8 protein-coding genes and 1 pseudogene are annotated in these 12197 nt (G+C 70.5%); 1 reads left to right on the plus strand and 8 read right to left on the minus strand.

Annotated features, from left to right (window positions below; translation table 11 throughout):
* Positions 1–45 precede the first annotated feature (45 nt).
* Positions 46–3531: a methionine synthase gene (gene metH, locus HZF19_RS11520; protein ID WP_208028934.1), complete on the plus strand. Its 3486-nt coding sequence runs from the start codon at positions 46–48 to the stop codon at positions 3529–3531.
* Positions 3532–3547: 16 nt separating this feature from the next.
* Here the strand turns inward: metH and ligD are convergent, their stop codons facing one another.
* From ligD to lpdA, 8 genes and pseudogenes are all read right to left on the minus strand, one after another.
* Positions 3548–4450, minus strand: coding sequence for a non-homologous end-joining DNA ligase (gene ligD / locus HZF19_RS11525; RefSeq protein ID WP_208029005.1), 903 nt, complete (start codon positions 4448–4450; stop codon positions 3548–3550).
* Between the two features lie 14 nt (positions 4451–4464).
* Positions 4465–5343, minus strand: coding sequence for a non-homologous end joining protein Ku (ku, locus tag HZF19_RS11530; RefSeq protein ID WP_208028935.1), 879 nt, complete (start codon positions 5341–5343; stop codon positions 4465–4467).
* 30 nt (positions 5344–5373) lie between these two features.
* Positions 5374–6231, minus strand: a complete 858-nt coding sequence (locus HZF19_RS11535) for a hypothetical protein (protein WP_208028936.1) — start codon at positions 6229–6231, stop codon at positions 5374–5376.
* Between the two features lie 19 nt (positions 6232–6250).
* A complete protein-coding gene (locus HZF19_RS11540) occupies positions 6251–7372 on the minus strand; it encodes a M24 family metallopeptidase (RefSeq protein ID WP_208028937.1) in 1122 nt (373 codons plus the stop codon).
* Between the two features lie 231 nt (positions 7373–7603).
* Entirely contained in the window at positions 7604–8614 is a 1011-nt protein-coding gene (lipA, locus tag HZF19_RS17450; RefSeq protein WP_372443458.1) for a lipoyl synthase, read from the minus strand.
* Between the two features lie 81 nt (positions 8615–8695).
* Positions 8696–9403 (minus strand): annotated as a pseudogene (lipB, locus tag HZF19_RS17455) (lipoyl(octanoyl) transferase LipB); the annotation flags it as partial.
* Positions 9307–10722 carry a dihydrolipoamide acetyltransferase family protein gene (locus HZF19_RS11550; RefSeq protein WP_208028938.1) on the minus strand — a complete coding sequence of 472 codons (1416 nt, stop codon included), beginning with the start codon at positions 10720–10722 and terminating at the stop codon, positions 9307–9309. The pseudogene lipB and the gene HZF19_RS11550, both read right to left, overlap by 97 nt.
* Positions 10723–10751: 29 nt before the next feature.
* Complete coding sequence (lpdA, locus tag HZF19_RS11555; protein ID WP_208028939.1) at positions 10752–12158, minus strand: dihydrolipoyl dehydrogenase; 1407 nt, start codon at positions 12156–12158, stop codon at positions 10752–10754.
* Positions 12159–12197: the final 39 nt, after the last annotated feature.

The following is a 12197-nucleotide window of genomic DNA, read 5'->3' on the forward strand; positions in this document are numbered from 1 at the left end:
CGTACAGATTCCGAGAGCCGTCCACCCACCGGTAGCCTCGGGCCGGTGACGAGCAGCTACGTGGAAGCCGTACGGAACCGGGTCGTCATCTACGACGGGGCGTTCGGCACGGGGGTCCAGTCCAGGGAGCTCACCGCGGAAGACTTCGGGGGCTCCGAGCTGGAGGGCTGCAACGAGATCCTCGCCATCACCCGGCCCGACGTCATCGCCGAGCTGCACGCCGGGTTCCTGGAGGTGGGCGTCGACGTCCTCGAGACCTGCACGTTCGGCGCGTTCGGGGTGCCGCTGGCCGAGTACGGCATCGCTGACCGGGCCTACGAGCTCAACCTGGCTGCGGCCCGCATCGCCAGGGAGGTGGCCAGCGACTACAGCACCCCTGACCACCCTCGTTGGGTGGCCGGCTCGATGGGACCGGGCACCAAGTCGCCCACGCTGGGACAGATCGGCTTTGCGGAGCTGCGCGACCTCTACGAGATACAGGCCCGGGCGCTCATCGAGGGCGGCGTCGACCTGCTCTTGATGGAGACCCACTTCGACCTGCTGTGCGTCAAGGCATCGTTGCTCGGTGCTCGGCGGGCGATGGCGGCGCTGGGCCGCGAGGTGCCCGTCCAGCTCCAGGTCACCATGGAGGTCACCGGGCGCATGCTGCTCGGCACGGAGATCGCCGCCGCGCTCGGCACCCTCGAACCGCTCCGGCCCGACGTCATCGGCATCAACTGCGCCACGGGTCCGGCGGAGATGAGCGAGCACCTGCGGCACCTGTCGCAGCACGCCCGCACCCCCATCGCCTGCATCCCCAATGCGGGACTGCCGTCGGTGGTCGACGGCAAGATGCACTACGACCTCTCCCCCGCCGATCTGGCCGAGCACCATGCGCGGTTCATCACCGAGCTCGGCGTCACCGTGGTCGGGGGCTGTTGCGGGACGACCCCGGAGCACCTGCGCGCGGTCGTCGAGCGCTGCCGGGACCTCGAACCGGCTCGGCGCGAGCCCACCCACGAGCCGGGGGCGACCTCGATCTACTCGTTGGTCCCCTTCGAGCAGGACACGTCCTTCCTCATCATCGGCGAGCGCACCAACGCCAACGGTTCGAAGAAGTTCCGGGAGGCGATGCTGGCCGGCGACTGGGACGTGTGCGTCCAGATGGCCAGGGACCAGATCAAGGAAGGTGCGCATGTGCTCGACGTGTGCGTCGACTACGTGGGACGTGACGGCCGGGTCGACATGGACGAGCTGGTGTCGCGCCTGGCGACGCAGGCCAGCGCGCCACTCGTGCTGGACTCCACCGAGCCGCCAGTGATGGAGGCTGGGCTCCAGCGCTTCGGTGGTCGGGCCATCCTGAACTCCGCCAACCTCGAGGAGGGAGACGGACCTGGTTCGCGATTCGACCGGGTCATGACGCTGGCCCGCCAGTACGGCGCGGCGGTGATCTGCCTGCTGATCGACGAGGAAGGCCAGGCGCGCGACGTCGAGTGGAAGATGCGCGTCGCCCACCGCATCCACGACCTGGCCATCGAGCGCTACGGCCTGGAGCCCAGCGACCTGATCTTCGACGCGCTGACCTTCCCGCTCTCCACCGGCGACGAGGACCTTCGTGGCGATGCCATGGCCACCATCGAGGCCATCCGGCGGATCAAGGCGGAGCTCCCCGGCGTGTACACCACCCTCGGGGTGTCGAACGTCTCCTTCGGCCTCAAGCCCGCGGCCCGCCACGTGCTCAACTCGGTGTTCCTCCACGAGTGCGTGCAGGCGGGCCTGGACTCTGCGATCGTCCACGCGGCGAAGATCATGCCGCTGAACCGCATCCCCGATGACCAGCGGGAGGTCAGCCTCGACCTGATCTATGACCGTCGCCGACCGGACTACGACCCGCTCCAGCAGCTGCTCGCGATCTTCGAGGGCGTCGAGGAGGTGACGACCGAGCGCGAGGACCGCTCGGGCTGGCCGGTCGAGCAACGGCTCTCGCAACGCATCATCGACGGGGACCGCGACGGGCTCCCCGACGACCTCGACGAGGCGCTCGCCAAGGGGATCCCCGCGCTCGAGATCATCAACGACATCCTCCTGGCCGGCATGAAGGTCGTCGGGGACCTGTTCGCCTCCGGCGAGATGCAGCTGCCGTTCGTCCTGCAGTCCGCCGAGACCATGAAAGCCGCCGTCGCCCACCTCGAACCGCACATGGAGCGCGCCGCCGGCAGCAGCGGCAAGGGCCGCATCGTCCTCGCCACCGTCAAGGGTGACGTGCACGACATCGGCAAGAACCTCGTCGACATCATCCTCACGAACAACGGGTACGAGGTGCACAACCTCGGCATCAAGGTCGGCATCGCCGAGATGATCGAGAAGGCCCTGGAGGTGGGCGCGGACGCCATCGGGATGAGCGGGCTGCTGGTGAAGAGCACGCTCATCATGCGCGAGAACCTCGAGGAGCTGAACGCCCGCGGGCTGACCGACATCCCTGTCCTGCTGGGCGGAGCGGCCCTGACCCGCAGCTACGTCGAGCGCGACCTGCGCGAGGTCTACGAGGGTCGAGTCTTCTACGGCAAGGACGCGTTCGAAGGGCTCTGGGTGATGGATCGGCTGGGTGAGATCAAGCGCACCGGCGTCGACGATGACCCGGACTGGGGTCGGGTGCCCTCCGCGTCGAAGGTGCCGGCCCGATCCGCCACCGCGGTGCTCGAGGTCGATCCCGCGACTCTGCCGGCCCGCTCACCCGAGGTGACCACCGACAACCCGGTGTTCGTGCCGCCGTTCCTCGGCTCGAAGGTGGTGAAGGGAATCCCGCTGGACGACATCGCGGCGTACCTCAACGAGACCGCGCTGTTCCGCAACCAGTGGCAATTCCGGCCGCAGAAGGGTGAGAGCGACGGGGACTTCAAGGCCCGCATACGGCCGACGCTGCGCGAGCAACTGGCGAAGGCCAAAGCCGGTGACGTGCTGGTCCCACAGGTGGTCTACGGCTACTTCCCCGCAAACGCCGAGGGGCAGGACCTGATCATCTGGAAGGACGAGAGCCGCTCGGCGGAGTGGATGCGGTTCCGGTTCCCCCGCCAGAGCACCGAGCCGTGGCTGTGTATCGCCGACTTCTTCCGGCCTGTGGACTCGGGGGAGGCCGACTTCGCCGCGTTCCACATCGTGACGATGGGTCCCCGGGTCAGCGAGCTGACCGCCGAGCTGTTCGCCACCGACCGCTACCAGGAGTACCTGCTGCTGCACGGTCTCGGGGTGGAGATGGCCGAGGCGCTCGCCGAGTACTGGCATCGCCGGATCCGGGAGGAGTGGGGCTTCGCCGCCGAGGACGGCCCCACACTGGCGGGCCTGTTCCGCCAGCAGTACCGGGGTGGTCGTTACTCGTGGGGGTACCCCGCCTGCCCGGACCTGGAGGACAACGTGAAGGTGGCCGAATTGCTCGACGCGGGGCGGATCGGCATCGCGGTCAGCGAGGAGACCGGCTTCCAGTACCAGCCCGAACAGACCACCTCGGCGATCATCTGCCACCACCCGCAGGCCAAGTACTTCGTGGCCCGCTGAGCGAGCCCCGCCGCTCCTACCGCATGGGTGCCGGGATGCGCTGCTCGAGGCTGGCCGCGTCCGCGAACAGGTCCCCGAGCCGTTCGACCCGATCGAGCACCTCGGCGGCCTCGAACGAGAGCGGCTGGCCGCCGGCGGCCGCTTCGACCTCGTCCCAGGTCACCGGGGTGGACACCGTCGGCCGGGGCCTGGCCCGCAGCGAGTAGGCGCAGATCGTGGTCTTGAAGTAAGCGTTCTGGCTCCAGTCGATGAGTACCTTGCCTCGCCGGAGCTCCTTCTTCTGGTCCGTCACCACCAGGGAGGGGTGGTGCTTCTCGATGAGCTGCGCGACTGCGAGGGAGAAGGACTTCGCGTGGTCGGTGTGGTGGTAGCAGTTGAGCGGCACGTACAGCTGCAGGCCTTTCGAACCTGAGGTCTTCGCGACCGAGCGCAGCCCGAGGCCGGCCAGCGTGTCGCGGATGAGCAAGGCCACCTCGGCGCAGGCCGCCATGCCCGCGGGCGGTCCGGGATCGAGGTCGAAGACCACCATGGTCGGGGCGTGCATGTCCCCGGCGCGCGACATCGGGGTGTGCAGCTCCAGCGCCGCCAGGTTCGCCGCCCACACCAGCGCGGCGACCGAATCCAGCACGCAGTAGCGGATCGGCCCACCCCGGTCGCCGGGGCCTTCGGCCACGGGCACCCACTCGGGGCGATGGCCCGGACATCGCTTCTCGAAGAACGACTCCCCGTCGACCCCGTCGGGGAACCGGCGGAACGTCACGATGCGATCGCGGAGATGGGGCAGCATCACCGGCGCGATGCGCGCGTAGTAGTCGACCACCTCGGCCTTGGTGAAGCCCGCCTCGGGGTAGAGCACCTTGTCGAGGTTGGTGAGCTTGAGCTGGTGCCCCTCGATCTCCACGAGGGTGGGAGGCGACATGAAGCTCCGGGCGCTCAACCCGTCGCGGTGCGGGCTTCGGTGGCGGGACCCTCCCCGGTGACAGCGCCCTCGGCCTCGGCCTGCGGCTCGTGCGCGGTCGGGTGCCGCTTGCGAGCCTCTTTCGCCGCCGCGACCGAAGCCTCCAACGCCGCCATCAGGTCGACCACCCTGGCGGGCTCCGCGGCCGCCGGCGCAGCCAGCACTCCGGCTCCCCGGGCCTTCTGCTCGATGAGATCGATCACCGCTTCACGGTAGGTGTCGTGGAACTTCTCCGGCTCGAAGTCCGCCGAGAGGGTGGCGATGAGCTGGCGGGCCATCACCAGCTCCTTGTCGGGGAGCTCCATCTCGCCCAGATCGGCCAGCTCGGGGATCTGCGCCGGGTCGTTGATCTCGTCGGCGTAGACCATCGTCGACAGCAGCAGCACACCGTCCCTGGGCCGGATCGCCGCCAGGTACTGCTTGGTGCGCATCACGAAGTGCGCGATGCCGACCTTGCCTTCTTCCTCCATCGCCTTGGCGAGCAACGCATAGGGCTTGGCCGCGGCGTCGGGCGCCAGGTAGTACGCGGAGTCGTAGAAGATCGGATCGATGTCCGCGAGATCGACGAACTCCTCGATGTCGATCGTGCGCACCGCTTTGGGATCGAGTGCAGCCAGCTCCTCGTCGGTGATGACCACGTAGCTGCCCGAGCCCAGCTCGTAGCCCTTGACGACCTGCTCCCAGGGGACTTCTTCACCCGTCTCGGCCGAGACGCGCTTCTGCTTGACCCGCGCATGGGTACGGGCGTCGAGTTGGTTGAACTGCACGGTCTTGCGAGTCACCGCGCTGTACAGCTTCACGGGGATGTTGACCAGGCCGAAGCTGATCGACCCGCTCCAGATGGCTCGCGGCATGGGCTCTTCCCTTCCCCCGGGACCGCCCGCTCAGCTCGAGAGTAGCGCCCGAGCCACCAGATCGGTACCGAACGCCGTCAGGATGGCCAGGTAGAGCAGCCCCGTGGCAGCCATGACCGCCGAGTAGTAGCGCTCCTTGAGCGCCAGCCGGGTGACCACGATCAAGGCGCCGGTCGTCAGCGCGCAGGCCACCCAGAACCACGACAGCAGGCCGTTGTAACCATCGTCGATGGTGCCGTCGACTGCGGAGAGCATCCCCGTCGGGACGAGCAATAGCAGCACCTCGGGCACCCACAGCCAGCCGACCCAGCGCACCAGCTCGAGCAGCGGGGCGCGGGCCAGCCCCGGCTGCACCAGGTACCAGTGGCCGAGCAGCATCGCATCGGTGACCGCGCCGAGGAACGCCGCGCCGACCACGAAGCGCGCCACGGCCAGCCAGTGCGGCCCTCCTGCTCCGAGCGCTGCGGCGACCACACCGGCGAACCCGATGCAGGGCGCGACCAGGTCGAGCCAGGGCGGGAACTCGGGGATGGATCGATCCCGAGCCGCCAGGGCGCGGTCGATCCCGGTCATGGCCGCCACCCGGGCCGATCGCTGGTCGGCGAGCGCAAGCTGGCCTGACACCCCGGCCTTGCGACGGGCTATCGAGACCGCGAGCGCGACCCCGGCGGCAATGGCGGTACCGACCGAGGCCAGGTCCCTGACCGGCTCGGTGTCGATCACGACGAAGCCGACGTACGCCGCGCCGAGCGCCATCAACCCGAAGACCCCGCGCATCAACCAGCCGTATCCCAGGCCCACCTCTCGGCGGCGGGTGGTGACCCACAGGAACAGCAGCCCGCCCGCAGCCCATTGCAGGAGGAAGGACGCGCCATCGAACCCGATCATCGCCGTCCCTGCCCACCCATCACGCGTCGATCGGGACGAGGTCGTGGTCGGCGGCGTTGAGTGGCTCGGGTCCCCCCTCGGCGACCACCACGATGTCCTCGAGCCGGACACCGAAGCGGCCGGCCAGGTAGATGCCAGGCTCGATCGAGAACGCGTTGCCCTCCACCAGGGGGGTGTGGTTGCCGGCGACGATGTAAGGGTGCTCGTGCTCCTCCACGCCGATGCCGTGACCCGTACGGTGGATGAAGCACTCGCCGAAGCCTGCCTCGGTGATGCGTCCCCGGGCGATGGCGTCGACCTCCTCGCACGCCACTCCGGCCTTCGCCCCGGCGACCGCCGCCTGCTGTGCGTCGCGCAGCACCCGGTACAGGTCGCGAACCTCCGGTGGCGGCTCGCCGGTGTACACGCAGCGGGTGATGTCCGAGCAGTACCCGGCACCGTCGGCACCGAGCATGGTGCCACCGAAGTCGCACAGGACGATCTCGTTCGGCTCGATGACCCGGTTGCCGGGCTCGTGGTGCGGGCTGGCGGCGTGCTCCCCTGCGGCGACGATGGCGAAGTTCACCCGCTGGTGGCCCTCCGCCAGGATCCGCCGGCCCAGCTCGGCGGCGACCTCGGCCTCGGTGCGACCAACGAGCGGGATCTCACCCTGCTGGAGCTGGCCCGCCACCCGATCGACCGCCGCGGCCGCTCGCCGGAGGGCGGCGATCTCGCTGGCATCCTTCACCGCCCGCAGCGGACCGGTGATGTCGCTGGCGTTCCGGAAGGTCGTGCCCGGCATGCGCCGCTGCAGCTCGATGAGGAACTGCGCCCAGGTGCGGTTCCCGACGGCGGCCACCGAGGCCAGCCCGGCCAGGTCCGCCACCAGCTCCACGGGGTCGTCGGTCTCGGCCCAGGTCCGCACCCCGAAGACCTCCGGTTCCTCGCGGACCCGCGGCGCTTCGAGCAAGGGGACCACCAGCGTCGGCTGCGCGTCACGGGGCACCACCAGCATGGTGAGCCGCTCGAGCGGCATGGCTTCGTAGCCGATCAGCCACGGCAGGTCCGCGCCCACCGACAGCAGCAGCACGTCGACGCCGGCGTCCTCCATGGCTCGCCGCACGCGAGCCACGCGCGCCGCGTGGGGGGACCAGGAAGACATCGCGGCCAAGGCTACGGGAGCGCGGCGCGCCCAGGCACGCCGCTGATCCGCTTCCTACGTTGTCGACCAAGCCGACGGCCGGACAGCGCCGTCGGGAACGAGGAGTCCTGCGGCGTGAGTCCGAGGAGCCGGCCGAGACCGCATCGCGACCGGGTGATCGCCGACCGCACCGCTCTCCGGTGCTCGGCGGACCGGCCACGAACGAACGGTCGCGCCCCTCCAGCCACCTGGTCAGTGGCGCAGGGGACTGGAAGCCGGAACAGCGCCTGCGACCTTGTCTCCCGCGGTACCGGCCGCATGGCGAGCGTGGTAACTGGAGCGGGCGAGCGGGCCGGCCTCCACGTGGGGGATCCCCATGCCCTCGCCGATGCGGGCCAGCTCGGCGAACTCACCGGGCTCCCACCACCGGGCCACCGGCAGGTGCTGCGAACTGGGCCGCAGGTACTGGCCGAGGGTGACGATGTCGGTGCCCACACCGGCGAGGTCCGCCAGCGCGGCCACCACCTCGTCGAAGCTCTCGCCGAACCCGAGGACCAAACCGGACTTGGTGGTCAGGCCGGCTCGCTTGGCGGCCGCGAGCACCGCGAGGCTACGGGCGTACCCCGCCGAGGGTCGCACGGCTCGCTGGAGGCGGGCGACGGTCTCCAGGTTGTGGTTCAGCACGTCGGGGCGGGCGTCGAAGATGGTCGCCAGCGCGACTGCGTCACCCTTGCAGTCGGGGATGAGGACTTCGATCGCCACCTGCGGCGTGCGGGCCCGGATGGCGTCGATGGTGGCGGCGAAGGCGCTGGCCCCACCGTCGGGTAGGTCGTCGCGAGCCACCGCGGTCACCACGGCGTACTGCAGACCCATCCGATGCACCGCCTCGGCCACCCGGGCCGGCTCGCCGGGGTCGAATGGGCCGGGCCGCCGGGTGTCCACCAGGCAGAAGCCACAGGCCCGGGTGCAACGCTCACCGTTGATCATGAACGTGGCCGTGCCGTCGGCCCAGCACTCGAAGATGTTCGGACAGCCCGCCTCCTCGCACACCGTGACCAGCCCCAGCTCGCGCATCGTGCGCTTCAGCCGCAGGTAGCCGTCGCCGATGCGCACCTCGGCGCGCATCCAGTGCGGTTTGCGTTCGTGGAGGTCGTGGCCCCCGGCCACCCCTGCCTCGGCCAGGCGTCCCCGGAGGCGCAGAGAGCCCTCACCGCTCGGCGCGGGGAGTTCACCTGGCCCTTCCCCCCTGCTGAACGGCGCCAGGTCGACCGGCGATCGGCGCCACACGACGTCCGCCCGGTCCCAGCCGGCCGGGCCTGCCCAGCGGGTGACCGCTCGGTCGACGACCGCGTCGACCACCCGGTGCAGATCAGCATCGATGCCCTCGGCTCGCAGCGAGGTGACCGCCTTGTCGGCGATGCCGCAGGGCACGATGTGGCCGAACATGGCCAGATCGGGATCGACGTTCAGCGCGAACCCGTGCATCGAGCGGCCCCTCGCCAGCCGCACCCCGATGGCCGCGATCTTGCGTGGACGCTGCCCTGCGGGCTCGACCCAGACCCCCGGGTAGCCGGGCAGCCGACCCACGTCGCGCAGCCCGAGGTCGCCCAGCACGTCGATGAGCAGCTGCTCGACAGCGCGTACGTAGGCCACCGTGTCCGCCATACCCCCGCCGCGCCTGCCCGGCACGGTGAGGATCGGGTAGCCGACGAGCTGGCCGGGCCCGTGATAGGTGACGTCCCCACCCCGATCGGCGCGCACCAGCTCAGCGCCCACCTCCGCCGGGGGGACGAGCACGTGGGCGAGGTCGCCGCGGGCTCCCAGCGTGTACACGTGAGGGTGCTCGAGCAGCAGCAGCCAGTCGTCGCGGCCGTGCTCGAACAGGCCTTGCTGGAGGGTGTGCGCCTCCCGGTACGGGACCTGCCCCAGCCAGCGGACGTGCAGCGCCCGGCCGCTCAGAGCTCCGCCTCCCAGTTGCGGGTCTCGATGCTCGCCTTCACCGCGGACAGGAACGCGGCCGCGTACCCACCGTCGAAGGCGCGATGGTCCCAGCTCATGCCCAGCAGCCCGACCGAGTGGATGGCCACGGCCTCCGTGCCGTCCTCCGCGGTGACCACCACCGGCTTGCGGGACACCCCGTCGGTGCTGAGGATCGCCACCTGCGGCTGGTTGATGATCGGCAGCACCAGATAGCTGCCGAACGATCCGGAATTCGAGATCGTGAAGGTGCCCCCGGTGATGTCGTCGACGGAGAGCTTCTTGGTGCGAGCCCGGGTGGCGAGGTCGTTGATGGCCCGGGCGATCGCCCGCAGCCGCAGGTCGTCGGCCTCGTGGATGACGGGGGCCAGCAGACCCTCGAAGTCGAGGTCGACGGCGATGGCCAGGTTGACGTAGTTGTGGACCACCAGCTCGCCGTCACCGACGGTGGCGTTGAGGTGCGGGAAGTCGGCCAGCGCGTCGATCACCGCTCGGGCGATGAAGGGCAGGTAGGTGAGGCTGAAGCCCTCGGTGGCCTTCCACTCGTCGCGGTGCGCCCGCCGCACCCGCTCGACGTTCTCGTAGTCGACCTCCACCACGGTGTAGGCGTGGGGTGAGGTGGCCTTGGAGGCCACCATGTGCTCGGCCGTGCGGCGGCGGATGTTGTTGAGCGGCTCCACCGTGTCGCCGGTGCCCGACCGCGGGGTGGGTGAGGCTCGCCGGGCTGGTGCCGGCTCGACGGGCGGAGCAACAGAGGGCGCGGCAGGCGGGGACACGACAGGCGAGGGCGCGGCGGCAGCCGACGCAGGCCGGTCCACCGCCCGGGTGGCCCCCCGAGCGCGGATCTCGCGCTCGACGTCCGCCCGGGTGATCCGCCCGCCCGGCCCGGTGGGGGTGATCCGGCTGGCGTCGAGCCCGTAGTCGTGCACGAGCTGGCGCACCACCGGCGACATGAGCCGCCCTTTCGTCTGGCCGTCGGTAGCCGCCGCAGGGGCCGCCGCGGACGCCGTCGGGGGCTGGGGCGACGGCGCTGGCGGCGGGGGCACGGGTTCCGCCTCGGGCCGGTGCGCCTCGGCGGCCTTCGCGGGCGGCTGCTCGGTGGGCGGCGCGGCCGGCTCGTCACGGGGTGGCGGCGGTGCCGCCGCGGCACCCTCGACGGGAGCCTCGGTCACCACCGCGAGCACCGCGCCCACCTCGACCGTCTCGCCTTCGGGGACCCGGATCTCGGCCAGGTACCCGGACACGGGCGAGGGGACCTCGGAGTCGACCTTGTCGGTGGAGACCTCGAAGAGCACCTCGTCCTCGGCCACGTGGTCGCCCACCGCCTTGAACCACTTGGTGATGGTGCCCTCGGTGACCGACTCACCGAGCTGGGGCATCTGGATCTCGGCCATGGTCCGTCGTTCCTCGAGTTTCGATCGGGTCAGTGCAACGAGCGTCCGGTGAGGGCCATCGCCGCCTCGCCGAACACCTCGCTCATCGTGGGATGAGGCTGGATGAACTGGGCCACCTCCGCCGCGGTGGCTTCCCAGTTCACCGCCAGGTAGGCCTGCCCGAGCTGCTCGGTGACCCACGGGCCCACCATGTGCACCCCGAGGATCTGCCCGGCGCCGCCGTCCGCGTTGCGCTCGGCGATGATCTTCACCATCCCCTCGTTGTCACCGACGATCATCGCCCGGCCGTTGCCTCCGTAGCGCTGCTTGGCGGTCACCACGTCGTAGCCGGCCTCCTTGGCCGCCTCTTCGGAGAGCCCGGCGAAGGCCACCTCGGGGTGGCAGTAGATGCACCACGGCACCCGGTCGTAGGCGATGGGGAGCGGGTCCTCACCGAGCACGTCCTTCACCACCAACATGCCCTCCGCGAAGCCCACGTGGGCCAGGGCGGGGGTGGCGATGAGGTCACCGGCGGCGTACACCCCGGGCTCGGCGGTGCGGCAGCGCTCGTCGACCACCACGTGGCCCCGCTCGGTGACCTCGACCGCGGTGCCCTCCAACCCGAGGGTCTCCGAGAGCGGGCGCCGGCCCACCGACACCACCACCAGCTCGGTCTCGATCGACTGACCATCACCCAAGGCGACGACGGTGGTCTTCTCGCCCGGCGTGTGGCCGGTCACGGTGACCCCGGTGCGCACCTCGATGCCCCGCTTGGAGAACGCCCTGGTGACCAGCTTGGTGATGTCGTCGTCACAGCCCGGCAGGATCTTGGGCAGCGCTTCGAGCACGGTGACCTCGGTCCCGAGGTCGGCCATCATGGAGGCGAACTCGCAGCCGATGGCGCCACCCCCGATCACCACAGCGGTGGCGGGCAGGGTCTGCAGGGAGAGCAGCTCGTCGGAGGTGACGACGAAGCGGCCGTCGACCTCGAAGCCGGGGATGGTCCGGGGCACCGACCCGGACGCCAGCAGCACGTGGTCACCGGTGAGCTCGACCTCCCCGGACGCGCCGCCACTGACGCGCACCACCCGGCCCGGGTGCAGGGTGCCGGTGCCGTCGAAGAGGGTGACGGTGCGCCGCTTGAGCAGACCGGTCAGGCCGGTGGTGAGCTGGTCGACGATCTGCTGCTTGCGGGCCTGGGTGACCCCGAAGTCGACCGACGGGGACCCGGCATTGATGCCGAACTCCCCCGCCCGGCTCACCGTGCGGTACACGGCTGCGGTCTCGAGGAGCTCCTTGGCGGGGATGCAGCCCACGTGCAGGCAAGTGCCGCCGAGCTTCGCCCGCTCGATGAGCGCGATGTGCAGCCCCGCCGAGGCGCCGTAGAGGGCAGCTGCGTAACCGGCGGGCCCACCTCCGATGATCACGAGGTCGAAGTTCTCGGCCGTGGGGACCACCTCCGTTGCGTGCTGGGTTGTGTGCGCCCGGGCGAGCCG

This window comes from Rhabdothermincola sediminis, from assembly GCF_014805525.1.
Classification (GTDB): Bacteria; Actinomycetota; Acidimicrobiia; order Acidimicrobiales; family Acidimicrobilacustridaceae; genus Rhabdothermincola; species Rhabdothermincola sediminis.

Coding starts and splice junctions, on each gene's coding strand:
- ligD (WP_208029005.1), bottom strand. CDS start 4,450: ATGTCGCCTCCCACCCTCGTGGAGATCGAGGGGCACCAGCTCAAGCTC.
- ku (WP_208028935.1), bottom strand. CDS start 5,343: ATGCCGCGAGCCATCTGGAGCGGGTCGATCAGCTTCGGCCTGGTCAAC.
- HZF19_RS11535 (WP_208028936.1), bottom strand. CDS start 6,231: ATGATCGGGTTCGATGGCGCGTCCTTCCTCCTGCAATGGGCTGCGGGC.
- HZF19_RS11540 (WP_208028937.1), bottom strand. CDS start 7,372: ATGTCTTCCTGGTCCCCCCACGCGGCGCGCGTGGCTCGCGTGCGGCGA.
- HZF19_RS11550 (WP_208028938.1), bottom strand. CDS start 10,722: ATGGCCGAGATCCAGATGCCCCAGCTCGGTGAGTCGGTCACCGAGGGC.